Source organism: Micromonospora sp. NPDC050495 (genome assembly GCF_040655175.1).
Classification (GTDB): Bacteria; Actinomycetota; Actinomycetes; order Mycobacteriales; family Micromonosporaceae; genus Micromonospora.
This window is the reverse complement of sequence record NZ_JBFAJK010000024.1, coordinates 70,884-97,441: the sequence shown is the minus strand read 5'-3', so window position 1 is coordinate 97,441 and position 26,558 is coordinate 70,884. Positions and strand designations below refer to the sequence as shown.

Below are 26,558 nucleotides of genomic sequence, written 5' to 3'. Positions count from 1 at the left end.
ACCACGAGGGTGCTCCTTCGACCAGGCGAATCAATTGGTGTGGAAACCGTGATCCTCCTGCTCAGGAGCACCCTCATTCACTCGACACGCCCGACACCGAAGCCGAGTACCGGTGGATCCAGGCTGAGCCGCGGTCAGCGGGTGAGCGCGGCGGCGTGCCGGCCGGCGGCGGCCGCGGCCAGGAAGTAGGCGTGGTCGGCGTCCAGGCCGCGGCCCATCGTGGACAGCCCGACCGGGCTGGCCCGCAGCGCCGCGTCGAGGCCGTCGGTGGGCACCGTGACGATCCGGTGCCGGCCGGCCAGCGGGGCCAGCGCCGCCGCGACCTCTTCGGCCAGCGCCGGGTCGAGGTTGTCGGGGACCACCAGGTCCGCCGGGGCCAGGGCCACCCGCCCGTACGCGGTGAGGCTGTGGTGGGAGACGCCGCGGTGCCGGGGGCGGGGGTCGGCGGCGGAGAGGCGCAGCGAGCCGACCGGGCGCCCGCCCAGCGCGGCGACGGCGTTGACCGCCTCGCCGACGGCCACCCCGGAGAAGCCCCAGCGGGTGCCGGTGCCGAGGTTGCCCGGGCCCTGGGCGACGATCGCGATGTCGGCGCGCAGCACGTGCCGGGCGGCGAGCAGGCCGCTGTGCAGGGTGCTCGCCTCCAGGTCGCCGCCGAAGGCCTGGCCGACGCTGACCGTGCCGGCGAGCCGGTCGGCGAGCCCGGCCAGGGTGCGGGAGAACCAGGCGGGCAGCGCCCCACCGTCGGTGAGCAGGTAGGCCACCCGGGCGTCGGGGGCGTCGGCGTGCACGCCGGCGAGGATCGCCGGCAGCGCGGAGTGCAGGTCGGCGGTGACCACCGGCAACCCGTCCAGGCTCTCCGCGGCGGCGAGCAGCGCGTGGTGCGGGCTGGCCTCCTCGTCCACCCCGAGCAGGATCGGCTGCAGCGGCGTGTAGCGGGCCTTGACCAGGTGGCCGGCGGCCCGGGTGTCGGCGGGCTGCGGCGGGTCGGCGGGGAGCCGGTCGGGCAGGGCGACGACCAGGGCGTACCCGCCGGTGCCGAGCCCCATCAGCAGGGCGCCGGCGTTGAGCAGCACCCGGTCGCCGGGCTGCGGGTCGCCGACCAGCGCCGGGTAGGCCAGGGCGCGCATCCGGGTGCCGTCGGGCAGGTCGACGTCGAGTTCCACCGCGCCGGCCCATCGCCGCCGCACCGCCGTGACCGTGCCGGACCGCCATCGCACCATGCCCGGCACGCTATCGGCCCGCGCCGGGTCGGGGCGCGGCCGGGTCGAGGCGCGGCCGGGTCAGGGCACGGGGTCGGGTCGGGGGCACGGCCGGGTCGGGGCACGGCCGGGTCGGGGCACGGCCGGGTCGTCGAGGGCCGCCGGTCAGGGCGGGCCGGGGACGCCGCCGGGGCCGTCCGAGCGGCCGTCGTCCTCCTGGACCAGCCGGGTCCCGCGCCGGGCCGCGCCGGGCCGCGACCGGGTGGGGTCGAGGAAGACGTACCCGATCTCCGGGAACCGCTCGGTGAGCCGGCGTTCGGCCTGGTCGGCGGCGGCCTCGATGTCGGCGCCGCTGGCCTCGTCGTCGAAGTCGACCTTGGCGGCGACCAGGATGTCCGCCGGACCGAGGAACATGGTCATCAGGGTGTCCACCCGGTCGACGTGCGGCAGGGCGGACAGCTCGCGCTCGATCCGCCGGTGCACCCGGTCGGAGACCGCCCGGCCGACCAGCAGCGAGATGTTGCTGCGGGCCAGGATGCCGGCGACCACCAGCAGCAGCACGCCGATCAGGATCGAGGCGAGGCCGTCGTAGAGTTCCTCGCCGGTGAGGTGGGAGAGGGCCAGGCCGGCGGCGGCGAGCAGCAGACCGATCAGCGCGGCGCTGTCCTCCAGGAAGACCGCCTTGACCGTGGTGTCGGCGGTCAGCCGCAGGTAGCGGTGCGGGCTGGCGCGCCACCGGCGGGACGCGCGGCGGATCTGCCGTACCGCCCGGGCCAGCGAGATCGACTCGATGACGAAGGAGAGCGCCAGCACGATGTACGAGGCCAGGTAGTTGCCGGTGTGCTCGTGCACCAGGATGGTGGTCACGCCGTGGGTGATGGCGAAGCCGGCCCCGACCACGAAGGTGAACAGCGCGGCGAGGAACGCCCAGACGTAGCTCTCCTTGCCGTACCCGAACGGGTGCCGCCGGTCGGCGGGGCGGGCGCCCCGGCGCAGCGCCAGGTAGAGCAGCACCTCGGTGGTGGTGTCGGCGACCGAGTGGGCGGCCTCGCTGAGCATCGCCGCGGAGCCGGAGATCAGGCCGGCGACCAGCTTGGCGACCGCGATGGCGAGGTTCGCCGCGCCGGCCACCACGACCGTGCCGACGCTCTCGCTCCTGACCTCCGTCTCCGACATGCGCTTCACCCTATGGCGGCTCCCGCCGGCCCGCCCGGCGGGCGGGCCGGGCCGCCGGGCGGGGTGACCGGGAGCGCGCGCCCGCGCGCCGCGCCCGCGCGGGTGCGCGCTCGCGGCGTGCGGGCTGCTAGCGTTCTCCACGTGTCGCGGACCCGTACCGAACGCCTGGTCAACCTGGTGATCTGTCTGCTCTCCACGCGACGGTTCCTGACCGCCGCGCAGATCGCCGCGACCGTGCCCGGCTACGAGCACGATCCGGACGACGCCAAGGACCACGAGGCGTTCCAGCGCAAGTTCGAGCGGGACAAGGCGGAGCTGCGGGAGCTGGGGGTGCCGCTGGAGACCGGGACGGCCAGCGTCTTCGACGCCGAGCCCGGCTACCGGATCGCCCACCGGGAGTACGCGCTGCCGGACATCCCGCTGGAGCCGGACGAGGCGGCCGCCGTGGGCATCGCCGCCCGGCTCTGGCAGCACGCCGGGCTGGCCGCCGCCGCGTCGTCCGGGCTGGCCAAGCTGCGCGCCGCCGGCATCGCGGTGGACCCGCAGGCCACCCTCGGCCTGGAGCCGATGGTGACGGTCGACCCGGCGTTCGCCCCGCTGACCGCCGCCGCCCGGGATCGCCGGGAGGTCACCTTCGACTACCGGGTACCCGACCGGGACGCCCCGACGCGCCGCCGGCTGCAGCCCTGGGGCGTGGTCTGCTGGCGCGGCCGGTGGTACGTGGTCGGCCACGACCTGGACCGGGCGGCCACCCGCTGCTTCCGGCTCTCCCGGGTGGTGGGCGTGGTGCGCGCCACCGGCGAACCCGGCGCGTACCAGCCGCCCACCGGCGTGGACCTGATCAGTCACGTGGCCCGCTGGTCCGGGCCGGCGGAGCGGACCGGGCGGGCCACCGTGCTGGTGGCGCCCGGCCGGGCCGCCGGGTTGCGCCGCTGGGCGGTGGAGTCCACCGCCGGGCCCGACGGCGACCGGCTCGTCCTGCCGTACGCGGAGGCGGACTTCCTGGCCGGCCAGCTGACCGGGTACGGCCCGGACGTGCGGGTGCTGGACCCGCCGGAGGTGCGCGAGGCGGTCATCCAGCGGCTGAAGGAGATCGCCGCCCGGCACGACGAGCTGGCGGTGGCCGGGGGATCCCGGTGACCCGCCCGGCGGCGCGGGCCGGTCGCACCTCGGCGGACCGGCTGGCCCGGCTGCTCAACCTGGTGCCCTACCTGCTGGCCCGCCCCGGCATCGAGATCGCCGAGGCGGCGTCCGACCTCGGGGTGACCGAGAAGCAGTTGCGGGAGGACCTGGAGCTGCTCTGGGTGTGTGGGCTGCCCGGCTACGGTCCGGGTGACCTGATCGACATGGCGTTCGACGGCGACCGGGTCACCATCACCTACGACGCGGGCATCGACCGGCCGCTGCGGCTCACCCCGGACGAGGCGCTCGCGCTGGTGGTGGCGCTGCGGATGCTCGCCGAGACCCCCGGGGTGGCCAACCGGGAGGCCGTCGAACGGGCCCTGGCCAAGATCGAGGACGCGGCCGGTGACCTGGCTGGCGCCCCGGTGGAGGTGCGGCTGCCCGGCGACACCGCCCGGGCGCGCGAGCTGCGCGCCGCCGTGGAGCGGGGCCGGGCGCTGCGGATCACCTATTACACGGCGGCCCGGGACGAGACCACCGAGCGGACCATCGACCCGCTGCGGATGCTGATGGTCGGCGGCCGGGCGTACGTGGAGGCGTGGTGCCGCCGGGCCGAGGCGGTGCGGCTGTTCCGGGCGGACCGGATCGACGCGATCCGCGAGCTGCCGGAGGCCGCCGTGGTGCCGCCGCAGGCCCGCCCGCACGACCTCAGCGACGGGGTGTTCCGCCCCTCGCCCGACCTGCCGCTGATCACCCTGCGGATCGGCCGGGGCGAGCGGTGGATCACCGAGTACTACCCGTGCGAGCGGGTCGAGGCCGACGGCGAGCAGTGGCTGGTGTCGCTGCGGGTCACCGACCTGGGCTGGGCCCGGCGGTTCGTGCTGGGGCTGGGCGCGGACGTGACGGTGCTGGCCCCGGCGGAACTGGCCGAGCAGGTCCGCGCCCAGGCGGTGGCGGCGCTCGACGCGTACGCCACGCCGGGCCGCGCCGACCCGGCGGCGGCCGGCGTCCGGGAGTAGGGTGACCGCCGTGGTGACCTGGATCGTGCTCGGCGTCGTGCTGTTCGCACTCGTGGTGCTGGCCCTGGCCGTCCGGCCGGTGCTGGCCCGGCTGCCCCGGCTGCGCCGGGCGGCGCTGGCCCTGCAACGCCAGCAGGCCGGCGCGACGGCGCTGCAGTCCGCGGCCGAGGCGCTCCAGGAGCGGGCGGTGGCGTTGCAGGAGCGCGCGGCCGAGGCGCAGCAGCGCACGGCGCTGATCAAGGCAAAGCGCGGAAAGTGATCGACAACGGTCGGTTCCCTGCTCGGTAGCTGCGCGTTCCGCGGGGCTTCGCGCACGATCGCGCCGCCGCGGGTGGTTGACGGGACGCTGCGAGTTGGTCGAGACTTCACCGGCCGGTCCCGCACCGAGGGACCCGGCGGGGGTGGCAAGCCTCGTCGACGCACGTACGATGGGCTGCGACCATCCCTCACCACACCTGAGCGACTGGAGCTTTCCCATGGGTGCCCTCAAGCCGTGGCACATCGCCGTACTCGTGGTCGTGCTGATCCTGCTCTTCGGCGCGAAGCGGCTCCCCGACGCGGCCCGTTCGCTGGGCCGCTCGCTGCGGATCATCAAGGCCGAGACCAAGAGCCTGCACGAGGACGGTGACCTGGCCGAGAAGGCCGACGCGCAGGCCGGCTACCAGCCGCTCCCGCCGCAGGCCGCCCCGCAGCAGCAGTACGTGCAGCAGCCGCCGCAGCAGCAGTACGCCCAGCCGGTCGACCCGGTGCAGCGCATCCGCGAAAACTGATCCGAGAGGGCCTCACCACCGTGGCCTTCGGGTTGAAGAAGCGCGGCCCGAGCACCTTCGAACGGGCCGCCGATGGCTCGATGACGCTCATGGAGCACATCCGTGAGCTGCGCAACCGACTGTTCCGGGCGTCGCTGGGCATCGTCGTCGGTCTGATCGCCGGTTTCTGGCTGGCCGAACCGGTCTTCATGCTGCTCAAGCGGCCGTACTGCCGGCTGCCCGACACCACGAACGCCGAGGGGAAGTGTCAGGACCTGCTGGCGCTGGCGCCGACGACGGGTTTCCTGCTGACGGTGAAGCTGGCGCTCTGGCTCGGCCTGATCATCGGCGGGCCGGTCTGGCTCTACCAGCTCTGGGCGTTCATCGCACCGGGCCTGCACCGGCACGAGCGCAAGTGGGCGTACGTCTTCGTGGCGATCGCCGCGCCGCTGTTCGCGGCCGGCGGGGTGCTGGCCTACTTCGTGGTCGACAAGGGCCTCGGGTTCCTCATGGAGGCCGGTGTCGGTGGCCTGTCCAACCAGTTCGAGGTCAGCGCCTACATCGCCTTCGTGACGAACATGATCCTGCTGTTCGGGGTCGCGTTCGAGTTCCCGCTGATCCTGCTCATGCTCAACTTCACCGGGGTGGCCAGCGCGCGGCGGCTGCTCAGCTGGTGGCGTGCGGTGATCTTCATATCCTTCGCGTTCGCGGCGATCGCCACACCCGACCCGGGTCCGTTCGGCATGACGCTGCTCGCCAGCGCGCTCTCCCTGCTCTATTTCGTCGCCGTCGGAGTGGCCTTCCTCAACGACAAGCGGCGCGGCCGGGGCCGGGAGATGTACACGGGCGTCGCGGACGACGAGGTGTCGCCGCTGGACCTCTCCGTCGAGCCGGTCGAGGCCGCCGGGCGGGTCGAGGCGACCGCGCCGGTCGGTGCGCCGCAGCCGATCACCGCTCCGGCACCGATCGAACGCCGCTACGACGACATGACATGACCTGACCGGGTCCGGGCCGTACCGGCACGGAACGCCGCTCCCGCTCTCGGGGGCGGCGTCTTCCGTCTTCAGCCGGTGCGCCCGCCGGCCCGGCCGGGAGCCGGCCCGCCGGGCCTGGGCAGCCGGGCGGGCCTGATCGGCAGGTCGGGCGCGGCCCGGGTGACCGGGCCGGGCTCAGGCGATCCGGAGGACGCTGCCCGGCGGCGGGGCCGGCACCGCGTCCGGGTGCAGGACGGCCGCGATCGCCTCGACGCCGTCGACCAGGCGCGGGCCGGCCCGCACGATCAGGGCGTCGGCGTCCATGGCCCAGACCTGCGCGCCGGGGAGGTGCGGGGCCACCGACGCGGCCTGCCCGGCGGCCCCGTCCAGCCGGAAGCCGCACGGGGTCACCAGCACCACCTCCGGCCCGGCGGCGGCCAGGGCCGCCCAGGTGGTCGGCGTGGACCGGGCCCCGGGATGGGCGGCCACCGGCGCGCCACCGGCGGCCCGCACCAGGTCCGGGATCCAGTGACCACCGCCGAACGGCGGGTCGATCCACTCGACGACCGCGACCCGCGGCCGCGGCCGCCCAGCCACCGCCGCGTGTACCGCGGCGAGCCGGGCCCGCAGGCCGTCCACCAGGGCCTCGGCCCGATCGGGTACGCGGGCCGCCGCGCCGACGTCGAGAATGCTGCGCAGCACGTCGTCCAGGGTGTGCGGGTCGAGCGAGAGCACGTCGGCCCGGCAGCCCAGATGCGCCACGGCGTCCTCGACCTGCCCGGACGGCAGGGCGCAGACCCGGCACAGGTCCTGGGTGAGGATCAGGTCGGGGTCCAGCCCGGCCAGCGCGCCGGCGTGCAGTGTGTACAGGTCCGCGCCGGCGGCCACCTGGCTCCGGACGTACGCGTCGATCTCGCCCGGGCTCATGCCCCGGGTGTCCCGGCCGCCGACCACCACGGTGACGCCGGACCGGTGCTCGGCCGGCACCTCGCACTCGAAGGTGACCCCGACCAGGTGCTCGCCGAGGCCGAGGGCGTAGACGATCTCGGTGGCGGAGGGGAGCAGGGAGACCAGGCGCATCCCGACATCCTGCCCGCCCGCGCCCGGGCGGCCGCACCGGCCCCGCAGTTCCCTCGATCAGGCCTGCGCTTCGGGGGCCCGGCGATAGGCTGAGGCGGCGTCGGACCCGGGCATTTCCGGCTGATCACCCGGGCCGGCAGGGTGACGTCCCTGCTCGAGAGGCGGGTGCGGTGTCTGATCCGATCGAGGCGTTCTTCACGTCGCTCGCCGGGCAGGCCCCGGGACGGCTGCACCGCCGCACGGCCGGCACGATCCGCTTCGAGCTGACCGGGGGCGACGCGGTCGAGCACTGGCACCTGACGATCGCCGACGGCCGGATCGCGGTGAGCCGGCAGGAGCAGCCGGCCGACACGGTGATCCGCAGCGACCGCGACGTCTTCGACCGGATGGCGCGCGGCGAGGCCCGGCCCCTCACCGCCTGGATGCGCAACGACTTCACCGCGGAGGGCCGGTTCCGCTTCGTGGTGTTGCTGGCGCGGCTCTTCCCGCCGCCGGCGGTAGCCGGGCGACCGGGCGCCCGGCTACCGGGGCGGGCCGGTGACGCGACCGGGGCAGCGGAATGAAGGACAACCTGGTCCGGGTGCTGGACGGCAACATCTTCGTGCTCAGCGCGGACAACGGTGACCTCGAGGCGACCGTCGCCAACCCGTGCGGCTTCTTCGACTTCGACACCCGCTTCCTGTCCCGGTGGCGGCTCAGCCTCAACGGCGAAGCGCTGCACCCGCTCTCCATCGCCGAGCGGGACCACGTCATGCTCCGCTTCTTCCTGGTACCGGGGCGGCCGACGCACTACGTGGACGCCAAGTCCTCGGTGATCCGGGAGCGCACGATCACCGGCGGCGCCTTCGTGGAGCGGCTCACCGTGATCAACCATCACCACGAGCCGGTGGATTTCACCGTCCGGCTCGACGTGGCCAGCGACTTCGCCCCGCTGCTGTCGGTCGGGCACGAGCGCGTCCCGGCGGGCCGGTTCTACCGGCAGGTCGAGGACGGCCGGCTGCGGCTCGGCTACCTGCGCGAGCGGTTCCGGCGCGAGACGCTGGTGTCCAGCAGCGAGCCGGTCGGGGTCGACGAGCAGGGCCTCACGTACGCCCTGCGGCTGGGGCCGAAGGAGACCTGGACCACGAACCTGCGGGTGGAGGCGCTGGTGCTCGGCCCGGACGGCCGGGACGTGCGGGACCTGCTGGACCGGCCGCCCCGCCGCACCACCGCGCAGCGGCAGGAGGACCTGCACGCGTGGCTGGCCCGGGCGCCCACGCTGAGCTGCGACTGGGACGCGGCGGCCAGCACCTACCGGCGCAGCCTGGTGGACCTCGCGGCGCTGCGCTACTCGCCGCTGACCCTGCCGGACCAGGTCATCCCCGCCGCCGGGCTGCCCTGGGCGGCCACCATCACCGGCCGGGACAGCATCGTGACCAGCTTCGAGGCGCTGTCGGTGGCGCCGGAACTGGCCGCCGCGACGCTGCGGATGCTCGGCATCGACCAGGGCGCCGTGCGCGACGACTTCCGCGACGAGGAGCCCGGCAAGATTCTGCGCGAGTTCCGCTACGGCGAGACGGTGGCCTTCGAGGAGCACCCGGAGTCCCCGTACTTCGGCAGCGCCGACACCACCCCGCTGTACGTGATCCTGCTCGACGAGTACGAGCGGTGGACCGGCGACGCGGACCTGGTCCGCGATTTCGAGGACGAGGCGCGCGCCGCGCTGCGCTGGATCGACGAGTACGGCGACCTGCTCGGCGACGGCTACCTGCGGTACCGGCGGCGCAACGAGCGGACCGGGTGCGACAACCAGGGCTGGAAGGACTCGCCGGATGCGATCTGCCACGCCGACGGCCGGCTGGCCGAGCCCCCGGTGGCGACCTGCGAGTTGCAGGGATACGCGTACGACGCGAAGCTGCGCGGGGCCCGGCTGGCCCGGGAGTTCTGGCACGATCCCGGCTACGCCGACGAACTCGAGCGGCAGGCCGCGGCGTTGCGCGACCGGTTCAACCGGGACTTCTGGATGGCCGACCGGGGCCACTACGCGCTGGCCCTGGACGGCGCCGGCGAGCAGGTCGACGCGCTCGCGTCGAACATGGGGCACCTGCTGTGGAGCGGCATCGTGCCGCAGTCGCGGGCGGCCCGGGTGGCCGCCCACCTGATGGGCCCGGAGCTCTTCTCCGGTTGGGGGGTGCGCACGCTGGCCACCGGGCAGGCCCGGTACAACCCGCTCAGCCACCACCTGGGCGCCGTGTGGCCGTTCGACAACGCGCTGATCGCCTGGGGTCTGCGCCGGTACGGCTTCACCGAGGAGGCCGGCCGGATCGCCGAGGGGATCATCGCCGTGGCCGGGCACTTCCGGGGCCGGCTGCCGGGCTCGTTCGCCGGCTACGACCGCGACCTGACCGACTACCCGGTGCGCTGCCCGACCGCCAACAGCCCGCAGGCGATGGCGACCGGCGCGCCGTTCCTGCTGTTGCGGGCCGTGCTCGGGTTGGAGCCGGCCGGGCGGCACCTGCTGATGGCTCCCCGGGTGCCGGCCCGGTTCGGCCGGGTGGAACTGCTCGACGTCCCCGGCCGCTGGGGCCGCATCGACGTGATCGGCAGCGGACTGGACCGTGCCGCCCGGGACGGACGGTGAGCGGTACCGGGCCGGCCCGGGTGCCGGCGGTGCTCGTCACGTTCGGTGCCCGCCGTCGTCGGGCCCGGCCCGGTCCGTGATTGGATGGCGGTATGCGGTTGACGGTGACAGACGTGCCGGAGCGGGAGCGGTTCGAGGCACGGGACGAGAGCGGGACGACGGCCGGGTTCGTCACCTACCAGCTGACCGGCACGATCATCGCCTACACGCACACCGAGGTCGACCCGGCGTTCGAGGGCCAGGGTGTCGGATCGACCCTCGCCCGCGCGGTGATGGACGACGCCCGGGAGCGGGGGCGCACGGTGGTGCCGATCTGCCCCTTCCTCAGCGGGTGGCTGGAGAAGCACCCCGAGTACGACGGGATCGTGGCCCGGTCGACCCGCCGGGCCAAGTGACCCGGGGCGGCTCGCCGGGCGCCGGTTCGGGGGTCCGCACCATCTGGTGAGCGGGGCGGCCCGTGCCGTACGGTGCTCGCCGTGACCGCGCACGATCATGTCCCGGCCGGCCCCGTCGCCGTGCTCGCCAACCCGACCGCCGGGCGGGGCCGGCATCGTGGCCTGCTGCCCCGCGTGCTGGACCGGCTGGCTGACGCGGGCCGCCCGGTCCGGCTGCTGGAGGCGACCGGCCCGGCGGAGGCCGAGGCAGCCTGCCACGCGGCGGTCGCCGAGGGTGCCGGCGCGCTCGTCGCGGTGGGCGGGGACGGCACGGTGCACCGGGCGGTGCAGGCGGTCGCCGGCACGGCGGTCCCGTTCGGCCCGGTCCCGGCCGGTACGGGCAACGACTTCGCGGTCGACACCGGGTTCCCGGCCGACCCGCTCGACGCCGTCGAGGTGATCGCCGGCGCGTTGCGCGCGGGCCGGAGCCGCCCGGTCGACCTGGCCCGGATGGCCGGCGTCGACGGCGCCGACCGCTGGTACGGGGCGGTGCTGGCGGCCGGGTTCGACGCGATCGTCAACGAGCGGGCCAACCGGATGCGCTGGCCGCGCGGTCCCCGCCGGTACGACCTGGCGATCCTGGTGGAGCTGGCCCGGCTGCGGCCGCGCCGCTACCGGCTGACCCTCGACGGGGTGACGCACGAGTTGGATGCGGTGCTGGTGGCGGTCGGCAACGCGGCCAGTTACGGCGGCGGCATGCGGATCTGCCCGGACGCCGACCCGACCGACGGGCTGCTGGACGTGGTGGTCGGCGGCCGGTTCGACCGGCTCACCCTGATGCGGGTCAAGCCCCACATCTACCAGGGCACCCACGTCACCCACCCGTTGGTGCGCACGTTCCGGGCCCGCACTGTCGAGGTGGACGCGGCGGGCATCACCACCTACGTCGACGGGGAGCGGGCGCTGGAACTGCCGGTGCGGATCAGCGCCGTGCCAGCGGCGCTGCGGCTGCTGCGCTGAGCGCGATCTCCCCGTCCGGGTCGGGCGGGGTGTCGGACGGCGCCGGGGCGGGCGCGCCGGCCCGGACCGCGCCGATGCTCGCCGCGATCACCAGGCCGATGGCCAGCACCTCCACCGGGTGCAGCGCCTGGCCGAGCACGGACCAGCCGGCCAGCGCGGCGATCGCCGGGCCGAGGCTCATCAGCACCGCGAAGGTCGCGGTGGGCAGCCGCCGCAGCGCCAGCAGCTCCAGGGTGTACGGCAGCACCGAGGCGAGCAGGGCCAGGCCGGCGCCGAGCCCCAGCACCGCCGGGTGCCAGAGCCGCCCGCCGGCCCCGACCAGCCCGAACGGCAGGGTGACCAGGGCGGCCACGCCCAGCGCCAGGGCGAGCCCGTCGGCGCGCGGGAAGCGCCCACCGACCCGGGCGGAGCAGATGATGTACGCCGCCCACAGCGCACCCGCGCCGAGCGCCAGCCCGGCCCCGAGCGGGTCGAGCCGGTCGAATCCGCCCTGGCCGAGCAGGGCCACCCCGGCCAGGGCCAGCGCGGCCCAGCACCAGGCGGCGAGCCGCCGGGCGGTGACCACCGACAGCGCCAGCGGCCCGAGCACCTCCAGGGTGACCGCCGGCCCGAGCGGGATCCGCTCGATGGCCTGGTAGAAGATCGAGTTCATGCCGGCCAGGGCCAGCCCGAAGGCGACCACGGCGGCCCAGTCGGCCCGGCCGTGGCCGCGCAGCCGCGGCCGGCACACCGCCAGCATCAGCACCGCGCCGATGGCCAGGCGCAGGGTCACCGCCCCGGCCACCCCGGTACGCGGGAAGATCAGCGCGGCGACCGCCGAGCCGAACTGCACCGACAGCGCCCCGCCGAGCACCAGCCCGACCGCGCCCGTCCGGCTGGTCGAGAGGCGGCCCGGCGGGCGTGGGCGAAAGGAGCGGTCGGCCGGCACGTCCCTGACGCTATCCGTTCCCACCAGCGGCGCCGGCGGCGGGACCGCGGGTCGTCGGGCGGGTCCGCGCCGGGCACCGCGGGTGGTCAGGCGGGCCGGGCGCCGGCCAGCCGGTCCAGCCACTCGCCGAGCAGGGCCCGCTCGGCCGGGCTGAGCTCGGTGCCGAGCGTCGGCAGGGCGGTCCGCAGGGCGACCGCGTGCCGGACCGCGCCGGCGGTGGCGTGACCCTCGGTGCCGTCCGTGCAGACGGCGGCGAGGACGGCTTCCCGGGTGGCGACGGCGAGGGTGGCGTCGCGGTCCGCCGGCGGGGTCTCGATGAGGCTGAGGGTGACTCCCCGGGCGGCGGCGTGGAGCATGCCGGCGGCCCGCTCGACGGTGACGCGCAGCCGGCCCACCTCGGCCACCCGGATGACGAGCTGGCGGACGATGTCGCCGGCCACCCGCGCGGCGGTGGGCAGCAGACCGGGGCGGGGGTCGCCGTACATGAGGGTGTAGAAGGCGGGGTTGGCGAGCCCGAACTCGACGTGCAGGTCCCAGCCGTGTCGCAGGTCGTCCACCGGGTCGGCGGCCGGCTCGCGGTTCGACTGGGCGTGCAGGTAGGTCGCGAAGCCGTAGCTGGCGGCGGCGTCGAGCAGGCCCCGCATGTCGCCGAACTGCCGGTAGATGGTCGGCGCCTGCACCCCGGCCGCCCGGCTGACGGCGCGGGTGGTCACCGCCTCCCGGCCGCCCTCGGCCAGCAGCCTCGCGGCGGCGCGGACGATGCGGTCGCGGGACGAGTTCTCCACCCTGGCCACGATAGCCGTGTTATGCAGGTCATGTTAGCGGCGTTCCGTTATCTCGGATATCGTGCTTGCGTTATCACCGATACCAGGCCGGAGGTAGGACATGAACGAGCAGCTCAGGGTCGCGATCGTCACCGGTGGCTCGCGGGGCATCGGGCGGGCGGTGGCCCAGCGGCTGGCCCGCGCCGGACAGGCCGTGGTGATCGGCTACGCCGGCAACGAGGCGGCGGCCGAGCAGACCGTCGAGGCGATCCGGGCGGCCGGCGGCCGGGCCGTGGCGGTCCGCGGCGACGTGGCCGAGGAAGCCGACGTCCAGCGCCTCTTCGACCGCGCCGAGCACGAGTACGGCGGCGTCGACGTGGTGGTCAACTGTGCCGGGGTCATGGTCCTCGCCCCGGTGGCCGAACTGGACCTCGCCGAGCTGGAGCGGATGCACCGCACCAACGTGCGGGGCACCTTCGTGGTCAACCAGCAGGCCGCCCGGCGGGTACGCGCCGGCGGGGCGATCGTCAACGTCTCCACCTCGGTCACCCGCCTCAAGGCGCCCACCTACGCCGGGTACGTGGCGTCCAAGGCCGCCGTGGAGGCGATCGCCCTGGTCCTCGCCCGCGAGCTGCGCGGCCGGGACATCACGGTGAACACCGTCGCGCCGGGACCGACCAGCACCGAGCTCTTCCTCAACGGCAAGGACGCCGCCACCATCGAGCGGACGGCGAAGGCGAACCCGATGGAGCGGCTGGGCACGCCCGAGGACCTGGCCGAGGTGGTCGCGTTCCTGGCCGGCCCCGGCCGCTGGGTGAACGGCCAGACCGTCTACGCGAACGGGGGCGCCGCCTGAGCCGGACCGGTCAGCCGCGCAGCGCGAGGTCGAGCACCCCGCCGAGCCCGTTGGGGCGGCCGGCGTCGGCGCAGGGCAGCACCAGCACCGCGCAGCCGGCCCGTACCGCGCCCGCGTCGGCCGGCGTGTCGCCCACCATCAGCGTCTGCTCCGGGTCCACCCCGAGCATCCCGCACGCCCGCAGGAAGATCCCCGGGTCCGGCTTGCAGCGCCCGACCTCGTAGGACAGCGCGTACGCGTCGACCAGCCCGTCCAGCCCCCAGGCGGCGAAGAGGGGCCGGATGTCGAAGCCGATGTTGCTGACCACGCCGATCTTCACGCCGCCCTGCCGCAGCGCCTTCAGCACCGCCTCGGTGTCCGGGTACGGCACCCAGCCCTCGGGCACCAGCAGCCGGTCGTAGAGCGCGTCGGCGAAGCCCTCGATGCCCGCGTCGACGGTCTCCGCCAGCCCGGTGAAGGCAGCCCGGTGGGCGTGCGGGTAGAGGTCACGGTCGGCCCACAGCTCGGCCAGCCGGGGCGGCACCCGGGCGGGCAGCGGGCCGCCCGCCCGGCCGGCGGTGAGCAGCCGGTCAGCCAGCGACGTGGCCCGCGCCCGGTCCAGCTCCGCCCCGCAGGACCCGGCGGCGGCCAACACCCAGTCCAGGGGGTCCTCCACCTGGGCGAGGGTGCCGTGGAAGTCGAGGAGCACCGCCGCCACCGGCCGGCGGGACGGGCTCGGGCGGTCGGCGTCGTCGGCGCCGCTCGAGGCGATGGGCGGTTCGGCATGGTCCGGCACGTCGTGCACCCTACCGACCCGCTCCGACCGGCCTGCCGGACGGCCTTGACCGGTGGTCGTCGGCGGCACCGATTAATCTTGACCACATGTCGAGTCCCGCCGAGCGGTACGCCGCGGCGCGCCGCCGGGCCGCGCAGGCCTCCGCCTTCCCGGCCCTGGACGAGTTCGCCCGCGATCTGGGGTTCGACCTCGACGACTTCCAGCGGGAGGCGTGCGAGGCGCTGGAGCGCGGCAGCGGCGTGCTGGTCTGCGCCCCCACCGGCGCCGGCAAGACGGTGGTCGGCGAGTTCGCCGTACACCTCGCCCTGCGGGGCGGCCCCGGCGCGGCGGCGGATGCCGACGGCGGCGAGGGGGCGACCACCCGGCGCAAGTGCTTCTACACCACGCCGATCAAGGCGCTGTCCAACCAGAAGTACCACGACCTGGTCGACCGCTACGGCGCCGAGCAGGTCGGCCTGCTCACCGGCGACAACGCGATCAACGGCGACGCGCCGGTGGTGGTGATGACCACCGAGGTGCTGCGCAACATGCTCTACGCCGGCTCGGCCACCCTCAAGGGCCTGGCGTACGTGGTGATGGACGAGGTGCACTACCTCGCCGACCGGTTCCGCGGCGGGGTCTGGGAAGAGGTGATCATCCACCTGCCCGCCTCGGTCACCCTGGTCTCGCTCTCCGCCACCGTCTCCAACGCCGAGGAGTTCGCCGACTGGCTGGTCACCGTCCGCGGCGAGACCGCGGTGGTGGTCAGCGAGCACCGGCCGGTGCCGCTGTGGCAGCACATGCTGGTCGGCAAACGGATGTTCGACCTGTTCCACGACGCCGACGCCGCGCGCAAGCACGACGTGCACCCGGAACTGCTGCGCTACACCCGGGACACGATGCGCCGGCTGGAGCTGGGGGAGGGGCGCAGTGCCGGCCCCGGCGGCGGCCGGCGCGGCCCGCGCTGGCGCGGCCCGATGCGCCCGGACATCGTCGACCGGCTCGACCGGGAGGGCCTGCTCCCGGCGATCCTGTTCATCTTCAGCCGGGCCGGCTGCGACGCGGCCGTGCAGCAGTGCCTCGCCGCCGGGCTGCGGCTGACCTCACCCGAGGAGCGCGCCGAGATCCGCCGGGTGGTCGAGGCCCGGATCACCGCCATCCCCGGCGAGGACCTCTCCGTGCTCGGCTACTGGGAGTGGCTCGACGGGCTGGAGCGCGGCCTCGCCTCCCACCACGCCGGCATGCTGCCGGCGTTCAAGGAGGTCGTCGAGGAGCTGTTCGTCCGCGGCCTGGTCAAGGCGGTCTTCGCCACCGAGACCCTGGCGCTGGGCATCAACATGCCGGCCCGCTGCGTGGTGCTGGAGCGCCTGGTCAAGTTCAACGGCGAGGCGCACGTCGACCTCACCCCGGGGGAGTACACCCAGCTCACCGGCCGGGCCGGCCGGCGCGGCATCGACGTGGAGGGGCACGCGGTGGTGGTCTGGTCGCCGGAGACCGACCCCCGGCACGTGGCCGGCCTCGCCTCCACCCGGACCTACCCGCTGCGGTCCAGCTTCCGGCCGTCGTACAACATGGCGGTCAACCTGGTCGGCACGGTCGGCGCGGAGCCGGCCCGGGCGCTGCTGGAGTCCTCCTTCGCCCAGTTCCAGGCGGACCGGTCGGTGGTCGGCCTGGCCCGGCAGGTGCAGCGCAACACCGAGACCATCGACGCGTACGGCGCGGAGGCGGCCTGCCACCACGGCGACTTCGACGAGTACTTCGGGCTGCGGGTGGCCATCGCCGACCGGGAGCGCGCCATCGCCCGGCAGGGGCAGACCCAGCGCAAGGCGGCGGCCGTCGCCTCGCTGGAGCGGCTGCGGGTCGGTGACGTGATCCGGGTGCCGTCGGGCCGGCGCGCCGGCCTGGCCGTGGTGCTCGACCCGGCCACCGGCGGCTTCGGCGAGCCGCGTCCGCTGGTGCTCACCCAGGACCGCTGGGCCGGCCGGGTCAGCCCCGGCGACTTCACCAGCCCCGCCGAGGTGCTCACCCGGATCCGGGTGCCCAAGCACTTCAACCACCGCTCCCCGGCGGCCCGGCGCGACCTGGCCGCGGCGGTCAGCGGCACCGGGCTGGACCGGCACGGCGGGCGGCGGGGCGGGCGGTCCCGGCAGGCCGTCGGCGAGGACCACCGGCTCAGTCAGCTCCGCGCCGAGCTGCGCGCCCACCCCTGCCACGCCTGCCCGGACCGGGAGGAGCACGCCCGCTGGGCGGAGCGGCGCCGCCGCCTGGAGCGCGACACCGAGGAACTGCGCCAGCGGGTCGCCGGCCGGACCGGCTCGCTGGCCCGGACGTTCGACCGGATCGTGGCGCTGCTGACCGCGCGCGGTTACCTCTCCGCCGCCGGTGAGGTGACCGACGCCGGCCGGATGCTGGGCCGGATCTGGACCGAGGCCGACCTGCTGGTCGCCGAGTGCCTGCGTCGCGGGGTCTGGGACGGGCTCTCCCCGGCCGAGCTGGCCGCCGCGGTCTCCGTGGTGGTCTTCGAGGCCCGCCGGGACGTCGACGAACGGGCCTCCCTGCCGCGCGGCGCGGTCGGCGACGCGGTCGACGAGACGTTGAAGCTGTGGGGCGACATCGAGGCCGACGAGGCCGCCCGGGGGCTGGCCGTCACCCGCGAGCCGGACCTCGGCTTCGCCTGGCCGATCTACCGCTGGGCGCGGGGGGAGGCCCTCGCCAAGGTGCTGGCCAGCGGCCACCAGATCGACGGGGAGATGCCGGCCGGGGACTTCGTCCGCTGGGCCCGGCAGGTCGTCGACCTGCTCGGCCAGCTGGCCGACTCCGGGGGCGCGTCGGTGGAGCTGCGCGGCACCGCCCGGCAGGCGATCGCGGCGGTCAACCGGGGCGTGCTGGCCTACCACGCCGCCGCCTGACCGTCACCGCCGACCGGGCGTGGCGTCGGTGCCGCCCGGCGGGTGGTCAGCCGCGGTCGGCGAGGGCGTCCACCAGCCGCCGGCACGAGCCGGCGAGGTTCCACCGCTGCGCCAGCTCCAGCAGCCGGTCCGGGTCGGCCGGGGCGGCCGGCAGCGCGGTGCGCAGCGCCGGCAGGGGCACGTCGGTGGCGACCCGCACCACCTTCGGCGCCACGGCCAGGTAGTCGCGCGCGGCGGCCAGCTTGGCGCGCAGCCCGGGGGCGAAGCCGCTCTCGCCGTCGTCCAGGGCGGCGAGGATCCCGTCCAGCCCGCCGTACCGCTCGATCAGCCGGGCGGCCGTCTTCTCGCCGACCCCGGGCACCCCGGGCAGCCCGTCGCTGGGGTCGCCGCGCAGGGCGGCGAAGTCGGCGTACCGGTCGGCGGGGACCCCGTAGCGGGCCCGGACCGCGGCGTCGTCGCAGTCGTCGAGCTTGGACACGCCGCGCCCGATGTAGAGCAGCCGCACCTGGCGGGCGTCGTCGACCAGCTGGAACAGGTCCCGGTCGCCGGAGACCACCTCCACCGGGCCGGGTTGGGTCACCGACAGGGTGCCGAGCACGTCGTCCGCCTCGTAGCCGGTCGCGCCGACCGCGGTGATGCCGAGCGCGTCGAGCACCTCGAGGATCATCGGCACCTGGGGGGAGAGGGTGTCGGGGACCACCTCGCCGCCCTCCGGCGCGACCCGGTGCGCCTTGTACGTCGGCAGCAGCTCGACCCGCCACGCCGGCCGCCAGTCGTAGTCGAGCGCGCAGAGCATCCGGTCCGGCCGGCGGGTGCGGACGAGCTGGGCGAGCATGTCGAGGAAGCCGCGGACGGCGTTGACCGGCTGGCCGTCGTCGGTCCGCGCCGCCGACTCCGGGATGCCGAAGTAGGCGCGGAAGTAGAGGCTGGGGGAGTCGATCAACAGGATCGGGGGTTGCTGGGCCACCCCGACAGCCTGGCACAGCCGTACGACGGGGTGGGGGAGGCGGGTTGTGCCCGCGGTAACCCGCCTGACGTACCTCTCGGGCGGCGGGACACTGTCCGGGTGACCTTCGTACCCGGGCTGACGCTGGCCCACCGGTTCCACGACGAGGTCGTCGCGCCGCTGCTCGCCCGCCGGCTACCCGGCCTGCGGTACGCCGCCGCGCTGCTCGACGGCGGCTCGGAGCTGCTCGGCCTGGACACTCCACGCTCCACCGACCACGACTGGGGCCCCCGGGTCCAGCTCTTCGTCGCCGATGGCGCGGACGTCGAGCCGGTGCGGGCGGTGTTCGACGCGGCGCTGCCGGCGGAGTTCCTCGGCTGGCCGACCCGGTTCGCCGGCGCTCCCGATCTCCGCCTCGGCGTGGTCCGTGCCGACGGGGACCGGCACGGGGTGACCGTCGTCGAGCTGGGCGACTGGCTGCGCGATCGGCTCGGCCTCGACCCGCGCGCCGGGTTGGCGGCGGACGACTGGCTCGCCCTGCCCACCCAGCGGCTGGCGGAGCTGACCGGCGGGGCGGTCTTCCACGACGGGCTCGGCGGCGAACTCATCGCCGTCCGGGCCCGGCTCGGCTGGTACCCAGACGACGTCTGGCGGTACGTGCTGGCATCCGTCTGGCAGCGGGTCGGCCAGGCCGAGCACCTGGCCGGCCGGTGCGCCGAGGTCGGCGATGAGCTCGGCAGTCGGGTGGTGGCCGCCGGACTGGCCCGGGACCTGATGCGGCTCGGGCTGCTGCTGCGCCGGCGCTGGCCCCCGTACGCGAAGTGGCTCGGCAGCACCTTCGCCGCGCTGCCCGGCGCGGCGCCGGTGGTCGACGCCCTCGGCGCCGCCCTCGACGGCGGCGGCTGGCCGGCCCGGCAGGCCGGGCTGGTCCGGGCGCTGGAGACGGTGGCGGACTGGACCAACCAGACCGGGCTGGCCGCGCCGGTCGATCCGACCGTCCGGCCGTTTCACGACCGGCCGTTCCTGGTGCTGGACGCGGGCCGGCTCACCACCGCGCTGCGGGCCGCCGTCACCGACCCGGAGTTGCGGGCCCGCCCGCCGTTCGGTGCCGTCGACCAGTGCCTGGACAACGTCGACGTGCTCACCGACCCGCAGCGGGTGCACCGGGTGAGCGCCGCCGTCCGGGCGGACTGACCGGCCCGCCTCCCGGCCGCGGTCATCCGTTCCGGGTGCGGGCGCGGTGGCTCAGCCGGTCGGGACGCGCTGCCGTTCGGCCGGCTCGCCGACCCGCAGGTCGGCCAGGTCGCGCAGCCCGCGTACCGGGGAGAGCAGCAGCGCCAACGGGGCCAGCACGCTCGCCACGGCGAACGCGAACAGGGTGGACCGGGCACCGGCCGCGCCCGCGAGCGCCCCGGCGGCGAGCCCGCCGACCGGGATCGCGCCCCAGGAGACGAAGCGGACGGTGGCCATCACCCGGGAGAGCAGCTCCGGCGGGCTGGCGGTCTGCCGGTACGTCCGGGTGGTCACGCTCAGCACCACGACGCCGCCGGCGAAGACCACGTTGCCGGCGGCGAAGGCCAGGAACGCCGCCCAGCCGCCGCCCACCGGCACCAGGGCCGCGCCGGCGACGGCGACCAGGCAGGCGACCAGCACGGAGCGGGCGGTGCCCCAGCGGCGGGTGAACCACGGGGTCAGCGCCGCTCCGAGCAGCGAGCCGACCCCCTCGACGGCGAGCAGTAGCCCGACCAGTGCGGCGGGCGCGTGCAGCTCGCGGACCAGATAGAGCGGGTACACGGCGAGCTGCGCCCCGCAGACGAAGTTGACCGCGGTGGCCGACCACATCGTCGGACCCATCACCGGGTGCCGGGTGACGTACCGCCAGCCCTCACCGATCATCGAGCGCAGCGGCGGCCACCGGTCGGGTGTGTCGACCCGGCGGGCCGGCAGCGAGCCGAGCAGCACGGCGGAGAACAGGTAGCTGACCGCGTCGACCAGCACGGCGGGCACCGCCCCGAAGGCCTGCACCGCGAGGCCGCCCAGCGAGGGGCCGCTGAGCTGCGCGGCGGCGTGCGTGGCCGAGGTGAGGCTGTTGCGGGCGTGCAGCTGGTCCCGGCCGACGATGGCCGGCAGGAAGGTGGCGTTGGCGACGTCGAAGAGCACGTTGGCGAAGCTGACCACCAGCGCCACCACCACCAGCTGGGCGACCGTCAGCCAGCCGGACCACCAGGCCAGCGGAACGGACGCCACGGCCACCGCCCGGGCGAGGTCGGCGCCGACCTGGGCGCCGCGCAGCGGGAGCCGCTGCACGAGCACGCCGGCGGGCAGCCCGATCACCAGCCAGGCCACGTAGCTCGCCGCGGCGATCAGACCCATCTGGAACGCGGAGGCGTCCAGCACGGTCAGCGCGGTCAGCGGGAGCGCCACGCCGCCGACCGCCGACCCGACCAGGCTGGCCGTGCCGGCGGCCCACCAGCGCCAGAACACACCGGCCCCCCGTTCGACGGCCATGCCGTCACCCCCGTTCACCAGTGAGTTCCAATCTGAAACGGACTATAGTCGTGGGGGCCGTGGCGGCGGGAGGTGGGACGTGCGGCGTTCGGAACTCGGTGACGCCGACTGCGGGATCGCCCAGGCGCTCGGCGTGCTCGGCGACTGGTGGACCGTCCTGATCGTCCGCGAGGTCGCCGGCGGCACCACCCGGTTCGACGCGCTGCAGCGAGAGCTGGGGGTGAGCCGGCGCGCGCTCACCGAGCGGCTCGGTGGCCTGGTCGAGCACGGCGTCCTGCACCGCCGGCCGTACTCCGCGCACCCGCCCCGGCACGACTACCTGCTCACCGCCAAGGGCGAGGGGCTGCTGCCGGTGCTGGTCGCCCTGCAGGACTGGGGCACCCGGCACGTGATGGGTGACGGCGAGCTGACCGGCGGCGCCGACCCGGACTCCGCCGAGGCGCGGCGGGTGCGCGGGCTGGTCGGCCGCCGGGTGCCGGCGATGACGCTGCCCCGGCACGACGGCGGCGCGGACCCACCGGCCGTGCCGGGGCGGTGGACCGTGCTCTACCTCTTCCCGGGCGCGTTCGCCCCCGGCGGCCAGAGCCTGCCGCCGGACTGGGACCAGATCCCGGGGGCCGTCGGGTGCACGCTGGAGTCCCGCACGTACGCCGACCGGTACGAGCGCTTCCGGGCGGCCGGCGCGGAGGTGCGCGGGGTCAGCACCCAGCGCCCGGACCAGTTGGCCGCGTTCGCGGCGCACGCCCGGCTGCCGTACCCGCTGCTCGCCGACACCGACGGCCGGCTCGCCACCGCCCTGCTGCTGCCCACCTTCCGGGCCGGTGGGCTGGCCCGGTTCAAGCGGCTGACCCTGCTGGTGGATCCGGCGTCGGTGGTGCAGGTCGTGCAGTTCCCGGTGACCGACCCGGCCGGCTCGGTCGACGAGATGCTCGCCGAGGTGCGCCGCCGCCAGCCCCGGCCGTGACCAGGACGGCCGGTGGGGGTCGGGGCCGGCAGCTCGGCGGAGGCGGCCGGCGACAGACCGATTTCCGGAAGGTTTTCCGAAAACCTCGTCGGAAGTTGTTGGTGGACCCGGCCGTGGCGGCCTAGACTCCGAGCCGGGCAACTAGATCCGTGGTTGTCTATCTCGTCCCGAGGGTCCGGGCCGTCGTCGTGGCGCCTCGCCGGCGAGCGCGCAGGTGACCGGGCATCCCTGCGCGGCGTCCCACCACGTCAGGAGATCCCGGAAGGACCCTCCCGTGAGACACAGGATCAGACTGCTCGGCGCGGCCCTCGTCGCCGCCGGGCTGGCCGCGCTGGCGGCCCTCGCCGCCCCCGGCCCCGCCTCGGCGGCCGCCCTGACCGAGGTGACCAACTTCGGCACCAACCCGAGCAACCTGCGGATGTACCTCTACGTGCCGGACCGGGTCGCGCCGCAGCCCGCCCTCGTGGTGGTCATCCACTACTGCACCGGCTCCGGACCGGCGATGTATTCCGGCACCCAGTTCGCCTCGCTGGCCGACCGGTACGGCTACATCGTGGTCTACCCGTCGGTGACCCGCAGCAGCCAGTGCTTCGACGTCTCGTCCCCGCAGGCGCTGCGCCGCGACGGCGGCAGCGACCCGGTCGGCATCAACTCGATGGTCAGCTACGTCCGGCAGCGCTACAACGTGGATCCGAACCGGATCTTCGCCACCGGCACCTCGTCCGGGGCCATGATGACCAACGTGATGCTCGGTCTCTACCCGGACGTGTTCAGCGCCGGGGCGGCCTTCGCCGGGGTGCCGTTCGGCTGCTTCGCCACCACCAACGGCTCGGAGTGGAACAGCGAGTGCGCCAACGGCCAGGTCATCAAGACCGCCCAGCAGTGGGGCGACCTGGTCCGCAACGCGTACCCGGGGTACAACGGCCGGCGGCCCCGGATGCAGCTGTGGCACGGGACCAACGACGAGACGCTGCGCTACCCGAACTTCGGTGAAGAGATCAAGCAGTGGACCAACGTGCAGGGCCTGAGCCAGACCCCCACGTACACCGACAGTCCACAGTCCGGCTACACCCGCACCCGCTACGGCGGCAGCGGCGGCACCGCGCCGGTCGAGGCGATCAGCATGCAGGGCGTGACGCACAACCTGCCGGTCGACGCCGCGCAGGCGATCCGCTTCTTCGGCCTCGACGGCAGCACCCCGACGACGCCGCCGCCCACCACGCCGCCGCCGACGACTCCGCCGCCCACCACGCCGCCGCCGACCACGCCGCCACCGACCACGCCGCCACCGACCACGCCGCCGCCGACGACGCCACCGCCCACCACGCCGCCGCCGACGAGCGGGTGCCGGGTCGGGTACACCGTCAACGCCTGGAACACCGGTCTCACCACGGACGTGACGATCACCAACACGTCGACCGCCCCGGTCAACGGCTGGAGCCTGGCGTTCACCCTGCCCTCGGGGCAGACCATCACCGGGGGCTGGAACGCCACGTACGCGCCGGCCAGCGGCGCGGTGACCGCCCGCAACGTCTCCTACAACGCCACCATCCCGGCCAACGGGTCGGTCAGCATCGGATTCCAGGCCACCCACACCGGTAACCCCGGCAAACCCACCTCGTTCACCCTCAACGGCACGCCCTGCGCGATCGCCTGACCGGCCACGGTCGCCGGGCGCCCGCGCGGGCGCCCGGCGACCGTCGGGTTGGTGACACCCGGCCTGCCGGTGTGGCGGATGCGCCGGCCACCGCGGGCCTGATCAGCTCATCGGTGGTGCTGACCGACGGTCGTCCCCCGCTCACCGGCGGTGGTCGGCGGGCTCGGGCATCGTCGCCGACGAGCCGGATGGACCATGGTGCTCACCACTCGCCAGCTCCGCCCCACCGCCCGGGGCTGGAGCCTCTTCGTCAGCCTCGCCCTGGTCGCCGCCTCGGTGCTGGCGCTCAGCCTCGGCGGCCAGCGGAGCGCCACCGTGGCGGACTTCCTCAGCCGCACCCCGGTGGCCCACCGCGACCTGCGGGTCGGGGTGTTCGGCGACCAGCCGCTGCTCGGCAGCGTCGACTCCCGCGGTCGGCGGGTCGGCTTCGACGTCGAACTGGCCGCCGCCCTGGCCCGGTCCCTGGGCATCCGGCCGGTCTACGTGGCGCTGGCCCCGCAGGAGCGGCTGCGCGCGCTGGTCGAGCGCCGGGTCGACGTCGTGTTCGCCGGCCTGCTGATGACCGCGGAGCGGCGCCGGAGCATCGACTTCGCCGGCCCGTACCTGACCGGCGACATCGTCGCGCTCGCCCAGCGCTCCTGGTCGGGCCGGCTGGCCGGCGCCCGGGTCTGCACGGTCGAGGGTTCCACGGTGGACGACCTGCTCACCGGCCGCCGGGTGACCCTGACCCACCGGCGCGGCCAGCGCGACTGCGTGGACGACGTGCGCGCCGGCCGGGTCGACGCCACCGTCGGCGACGAGATCACCCTGCGTGGTCAGGCCCATGCCGCCGGCGGGGCGCTGCACGTCTTCCCGCTCGGCGGCGGGCTGCCGGAGCAGCGCTACGGGATCGGGGTCACCCCCGGCGACCGCTACCTCCGGGCGCTCGTCGACTCCTTCCTGCTGGCCAGCTACGGCAAGGGGGAGGCCGGCGCCTGGCAACGGGTCGCGGACCGCACCCTCGTACCGGCCGGTTACACCCGGGGCCAGCCACGTCCGGAAGGGACGTTGCTGCGCGGCGCCGACGACGGCGAGCCGGTGGCCGGCGCGGCGGTGCTGCCCGTCCTCGCGCCCGCCGCCAGCACACCGGCGCGACGGCGCCCGGCGCGCCGGCGCCGCGGGGCCGCGCCGCCCCGCCGGCCGTGGCCGCCGAGGCGCCCGGTCGCGGACCCGCCGGAGCACCCGGCCGGCACCACCGGGGTCGACCGCTCGCCGGCCTGGTCCCTGCTGCTGGGCGTGCCGGTGGCGGTGTCCGCGCTGTACCTGTGGATCCAGTCCGGCGGCGACCGGCAGTTCACGCTGATGCTGGCCGACAGCGTGAACCCGATCACCTTCCTGGCCACGGTGAGCCTCTCGGTGGTGTGGATCTTCTTCGCTGTGCCGGCCATGGTCTGCACCGTCGGCGCGGTCGTGCTGGCCAGCGCCACCGACGCCGCGGACCGGCGTGCGCTGTGCCGGCGGCATCCGGTGGCCCGGTGGACGGCGCGTACGCCCCCGTGGGCGATCGGCCTGAGCGTGCTCACCGCGGCGCTCAGCACGCCCCTGGTGCTCCTGCCGGCGTGGGGGTTCGCGCTGTACCTCGCCGTGCGGCCGGCCGCCGCCAGCCGGTGGCGCACGCCGCTGGCGGCGCTGCTGCTGGCTGTGCCGGCCGTCGCGATCGCCGAGGCGGCGTGGCGGGAGGGCGAGGCGGCGCTGGTGCTGATCGCCGGCTGGCCGGTGCCGGCGCTGCTGCTGGCCGGCGCGGGGACCGTGCACCGCGCCGCCGTGGCCACCTTCGTGCGGGCCGGCGGCGCGCTGGCCGCGGTGCTCGCCGCCGGCGTGCTGTACGCGGTGGTGACCACCCCGATCCTGCCGTCCACCGCGATCCAGGTCGCCCGCCCGGTGGCACCCACACCGACCGGCGCTCCCGCCGTCGACCCGGACACCGCCACCGGCGGCACCGCGGTCCGTCAGGTGCGCGGGTACGTGGTCTCGGTGGACGGGGAGACCACCACGATCCTGTCCGACCTGGGCGGTGTGGAGATCCTGCCCAACGCCGACATCGTGTCCCGGATCTCCTGTCCCAGCTTCACCGACCTGCCCGGCGACTCGGCGGCCCTGGCCGGGCTGTCGGTACGCGAGTCGCTGCTCAAGGCCCTCGCCCGCCGGCAACGGCCGGCCGCGTTGCAGGACCCGCGCTGCGTGGTCGGCCGGACCCCGGCACCGGACGAGGGCGCAGGCATGACGCCGGCCCCGACGGGTAGGCCAGGCGGGTAGCCGAGAGTCCAGCCGGAACGGGGTGAGTCTGCGATGAAGGTACGAAGCTCCCTGCGCGGACTGAAGCGGAAGGTCGGCTCGATCGTGGTCCGCCGGCGCGGCAAGCTCTTCGTGATCAACAAGGCCGATCCCCGGCAGAAGTCCCGGCAGGGCTGACGGCGGGCGGGGCGGTGGACATCCTGATCACCGGCGCGGGCAGCGGCCTGGGGCGGGGCGCCGCGCTCGGGCTGGCCCGGGCGGGGCACCACGTGATCGCCGGGGCGGAGATCTGGGACGGGTCGAGCGCGCTGCTGGACCGCCCGGACCTGAGCCACTACCTGGCGCACCAGGACGATCCACAGGAGATGGTCGACGAGATGGTGCGGGTCATCCCGGCCGCGCACCACCCGTACCGGACCACCCGTCCGGAAGGGCTCCGGGAGCGGTTGCGGGAGTTCGAGGCGCAGGTCTGGGACGCCGCCACCTGATCGCGTGCCGAAGCCGGCCGCGGGCTTCGTTCCGGACTTTTCACAAGCCGCGAAAAAAGGCCGTCGGGACCGGCGGTTTCATTGACATGCGTCACCGGCCGGGGAACCCTCCACCCGAACGGGCGGGTCACCCGACGCGGGCCCCGCCCGCCGTCCCGGCTCCCCACCCGTCCCGGA

The 26,558-nt window shown here is 75.4% G+C and carries 25 protein-coding genes; 17 read left to right on the top strand and 8 right to left on the bottom strand.

Translation table 11 applies throughout. From position 1 onward, the window contains the following. Positions 1–134 precede the first annotated feature (134 nt). On the bottom strand, positions 135–1,220 hold the full coding sequence (locus tag AB0I11_RS22325; RefSeq protein WP_357323563.1) for a DUF3866 family protein: 1,086 nt from the start codon (positions 1,218–1,220) through the stop codon (positions 135–137). Between the two features lie 144 nt (positions 1,221–1,364). Next, entirely contained in the window at positions 1,365–2,375 is a 1,011-nt protein-coding gene (locus AB0I11_RS22320; RefSeq protein ID WP_357323560.1) for a cation diffusion facilitator family transporter, read from the bottom strand. Between the two features lie 141 nt (positions 2,376–2,516). Between AB0I11_RS22320 and AB0I11_RS22315 the strand changes: the two genes are divergently transcribed. From AB0I11_RS22315 to tatC, 5 genes are all read left to right on the top strand, one after another. Then, on the top strand, positions 2,517–3,515 hold the full coding sequence (locus tag AB0I11_RS22315) for a WYL domain-containing protein (protein WP_357323558.1): 999 nt from the start codon (positions 2,517–2,519) through the stop codon (positions 3,513–3,515). Then, the gene (locus AB0I11_RS22310; protein ID WP_357323555.1) at positions 3,512–4,516 is read left to right on the top strand and encodes a YafY family protein; all 1,005 of its coding nucleotides are present in this window, start codon (positions 3,512–3,514) and stop codon (positions 4,514–4,516) included. Before AB0I11_RS22315 ends, AB0I11_RS22310 begins: the two co-directional genes overlap by 4 nt. Positions 4,517–4,526: 10 nt before the next feature. Then, the gene (locus AB0I11_RS22305; protein ID WP_357323552.1) at positions 4,527–4,775 is read left to right on the top strand and encodes a hypothetical protein; all 249 of its coding nucleotides are present in this window, start codon (positions 4,527–4,529) and stop codon (positions 4,773–4,775) included. A 217-nt stretch (positions 4,776–4,992) separates the two neighbouring features. Further along, positions 4,993–5,286: a Sec-independent protein translocase subunit TatA gene (gene tatA / locus AB0I11_RS22300; protein ID WP_357323549.1), complete on the top strand. Its 294-nt coding sequence runs from the start codon at positions 4,993–4,995 to the stop codon at positions 5,284–5,286. Between the two features lie 20 nt (positions 5,287–5,306). Beyond that, entirely contained in the window at positions 5,307–6,260 is a 954-nt protein-coding gene (gene tatC, locus AB0I11_RS22295; RefSeq protein WP_357323546.1) for a twin-arginine translocase subunit TatC, read from the top strand. 174 nt (positions 6,261–6,434) lie between these two features. Here tatC and AB0I11_RS22290 read toward each other — a convergent pair whose 3' ends face one another. Then, complete coding sequence (locus AB0I11_RS22290; protein WP_357323543.1) at positions 6,435–7,319, bottom strand: ABC transporter substrate-binding protein; 885 nt, start codon at positions 7,317–7,319, stop codon at positions 6,435–6,437. A 170-nt stretch (positions 7,320–7,489) separates the two neighbouring features. Between AB0I11_RS22290 and AB0I11_RS22285 the strand changes: the two genes are divergently transcribed. From AB0I11_RS22285 to AB0I11_RS22270, 4 genes are all read left to right on the top strand, one after another. Beyond that, the gene (locus tag AB0I11_RS22285) at positions 7,490–7,882 is read left to right on the top strand and encodes an SCP2 sterol-binding domain-containing protein (protein ID WP_357323541.1); all 393 of its coding nucleotides are present in this window, start codon (positions 7,490–7,492) and stop codon (positions 7,880–7,882) included. Beyond that, on the top strand, positions 7,879–9,939 hold the full coding sequence (locus AB0I11_RS22280) for a glycogen debranching N-terminal domain-containing protein (protein WP_357323538.1): 2,061 nt from the start codon (positions 7,879–7,881) through the stop codon (positions 9,937–9,939). Before AB0I11_RS22285 ends, AB0I11_RS22280 begins: the two co-directional genes overlap by 4 nt. 104 nt (positions 9,940–10,043) lie before the next feature. Further along, on the top strand, positions 10,044–10,334 hold the full coding sequence (locus AB0I11_RS22275; protein ID WP_357323535.1) for a GNAT family N-acetyltransferase: 291 nt from the start codon (positions 10,044–10,046) through the stop codon (positions 10,332–10,334). 72 nt (positions 10,335–10,406) lie between these two features. Beyond that, the gene (locus AB0I11_RS22270; RefSeq protein ID WP_357323532.1) at positions 10,407–11,333 is read left to right on the top strand and encodes a diacylglycerol kinase family protein; all 927 of its coding nucleotides are present in this window, start codon (positions 10,407–10,409) and stop codon (positions 11,331–11,333) included. On the opposite strand, the gene AB0I11_RS22265 is transcribed toward AB0I11_RS22270, so the two are convergent. Both AB0I11_RS22265 and AB0I11_RS22260 read right to left on the bottom strand, forming a co-directional pair. After that, positions 11,296–12,261 (bottom strand): EamA family transporter, encoded by a 966-nt coding sequence (locus tag AB0I11_RS22265; protein WP_357323529.1) that lies wholly within the window; start codon positions 12,259–12,261, stop codon positions 11,296–11,298. The two genes, AB0I11_RS22270 and AB0I11_RS22265, sit on opposite strands and share 38 nt — an antisense overlap. 86 nt (positions 12,262–12,347) lie before the next feature. Beyond that, a complete protein-coding gene (locus tag AB0I11_RS22260; RefSeq protein ID WP_357323526.1) occupies positions 12,348–13,046 on the bottom strand; it encodes a helix-turn-helix domain-containing protein in 699 nt (232 codons plus the stop codon). A 100-nt stretch (positions 13,047–13,146) separates the two neighbouring features. Here AB0I11_RS22260 and AB0I11_RS22255 point away from each other — a divergent pair, with 100 nt between their 5' ends. Then, a complete protein-coding gene (locus AB0I11_RS22255; protein WP_357323524.1) occupies positions 13,147–13,881 on the top strand; it encodes an SDR family oxidoreductase in 735 nt (244 codons plus the stop codon). A gap of 10 nt (positions 13,882–13,891) precedes the next feature. On the opposite strand, the gene AB0I11_RS22250 is transcribed toward AB0I11_RS22255, so the two are convergent. Further along, entirely contained in the window at positions 13,892–14,578 is a 687-nt protein-coding gene (locus AB0I11_RS22250; RefSeq protein ID WP_357323567.1) for an HAD-IA family hydrolase, read from the bottom strand. Positions 14,579–14,742: 164 nt separating this feature from the next. Here AB0I11_RS22250 and AB0I11_RS22245 point away from each other — a divergent pair, with 164 nt between their 5' ends. Continuing rightward, complete coding sequence (locus AB0I11_RS22245; RefSeq protein WP_357323521.1) at positions 14,743–17,544, top strand: DEAD/DEAH box helicase; 2,802 nt, start codon at positions 14,743–14,745, stop codon at positions 17,542–17,544. A gap of 46 nt (positions 17,545–17,590) precedes the next feature. On the opposite strand, the gene AB0I11_RS22240 is transcribed toward AB0I11_RS22245, so the two are convergent. After that, positions 17,591–18,511: a 5'-3' exonuclease gene (locus AB0I11_RS22240; RefSeq protein ID WP_357323518.1), complete on the bottom strand. Its 921-nt coding sequence runs from the start codon at positions 18,509–18,511 to the stop codon at positions 17,591–17,593. Between the two features lie 99 nt (positions 18,512–18,610). Here AB0I11_RS22240 and AB0I11_RS22235 point away from each other — a divergent pair, with 99 nt between their 5' ends. Then, positions 18,611–19,684, top strand: coding sequence for a DUF4037 domain-containing protein (locus AB0I11_RS22235; RefSeq protein ID WP_357323516.1), 1,074 nt, complete (start codon positions 18,611–18,613; stop codon positions 19,682–19,684). 51 nt (positions 19,685–19,735) lie between these two features. Here AB0I11_RS22235 and AB0I11_RS22230 read toward each other — a convergent pair whose 3' ends face one another. Beyond that, on the bottom strand, positions 19,736–20,998 hold the full coding sequence (locus tag AB0I11_RS22230; RefSeq protein WP_357323513.1) for an MFS transporter: 1,263 nt from the start codon (positions 20,996–20,998) through the stop codon (positions 19,736–19,738). Positions 20,999–21,077: 79 nt separating this feature from the next. Here AB0I11_RS22230 and AB0I11_RS22225 point away from each other — a divergent pair, with 79 nt between their 5' ends. From AB0I11_RS22225 to AB0I11_RS22205, 5 genes are all read left to right on the top strand, one after another. After that, complete coding sequence (locus tag AB0I11_RS22225; protein ID WP_357323510.1) at positions 21,078–21,962, top strand: winged helix-turn-helix transcriptional regulator; 885 nt, start codon at positions 21,078–21,080, stop codon at positions 21,960–21,962. A 274-nt stretch (positions 21,963–22,236) separates the two neighbouring features. Next, the gene (locus AB0I11_RS22220; protein ID WP_357323507.1) at positions 22,237–23,619 is read left to right on the top strand and encodes a PHB depolymerase family esterase; all 1,383 of its coding nucleotides are present in this window, start codon (positions 22,237–22,239) and stop codon (positions 23,617–23,619) included. Positions 23,620–23,814: 195 nt separating this feature from the next. Then, positions 23,815–25,914 carry a transporter substrate-binding domain-containing protein gene (locus AB0I11_RS22215; protein WP_357323504.1) on the top strand — a complete coding sequence of 700 codons (2,100 nt, stop codon included), beginning with the start codon at positions 23,815–23,817 and terminating at the stop codon, positions 25,912–25,914. A gap of 33 nt (positions 25,915–25,947) precedes the next feature. Next, the gene (locus tag AB0I11_RS22210; RefSeq protein WP_357323501.1) at positions 25,948–26,070 is read left to right on the top strand and encodes a 50S ribosomal protein L36; all 123 of its coding nucleotides are present in this window, start codon (positions 25,948–25,950) and stop codon (positions 26,068–26,070) included. A gap of 14 nt (positions 26,071–26,084) precedes the next feature. Further along, complete coding sequence (locus AB0I11_RS22205) at positions 26,085–26,381, top strand: hypothetical protein (protein WP_357323498.1); 297 nt, start codon at positions 26,085–26,087, stop codon at positions 26,379–26,381. The last annotated feature ends 177 nt before the right edge of the window (positions 26,382–26,558 follow it).

Excerpts from the sequence above, each read along its gene's own strand:
- tatA (WP_357323549.1), top strand. The coding sequence starts at position 4,993 with ATGGGTGCCCTCAAGCCGTGGCACATCGCCGTACTCGTGGTCGTGCTG.
- AB0I11_RS22290 (WP_357323543.1), bottom strand. The coding sequence starts at position 7,319 with ATGCGCCTGGTCTCCCTGCTCCCCTCCGCCACCGAGATCGTCTACGCC.
- AB0I11_RS22255 (WP_357323524.1), top strand. The coding sequence starts at position 13,147 with ATGAACGAGCAGCTCAGGGTCGCGATCGTCACCGGTGGCTCGCGGGGC.
- AB0I11_RS22280 (WP_357323538.1), top strand. The coding sequence starts at position 7,879 with ATGAAGGACAACCTGGTCCGGGTGCTGGACGGCAACATCTTCGTGCTC.
- AB0I11_RS22325 (WP_357323563.1), bottom strand. The coding sequence starts at position 1,220 with ATGGTGCGATGGCGGTCCGGCACGGTCACGGCGGTGCGGCGGCGATGG.
- AB0I11_RS22245 (WP_357323521.1), top strand. The coding sequence starts at position 14,743 with ATGTCGAGTCCCGCCGAGCGGTACGCCGCGGCGCGCCGCCGGGCCGCG.
- AB0I11_RS22230 (WP_357323513.1), bottom strand. The coding sequence starts at position 20,998 with ATGGCCGTCGAACGGGGGGCCGGTGTGTTCTGGCGCTGGTGGGCCGCC.
- AB0I11_RS22215 (WP_357323504.1), top strand. The coding sequence starts at position 23,815 with ATGGTGCTCACCACTCGCCAGCTCCGCCCCACCGCCCGGGGCTGGAGC.
- AB0I11_RS22210 (WP_357323501.1), top strand. The coding sequence starts at position 25,948 with ATGAAGGTACGAAGCTCCCTGCGCGGACTGAAGCGGAAGGTCGGCTCG.
- AB0I11_RS22320 (WP_357323560.1), bottom strand. The coding sequence starts at position 2,375 with ATGTCGGAGACGGAGGTCAGGAGCGAGAGCGTCGGCACGGTCGTGGTG.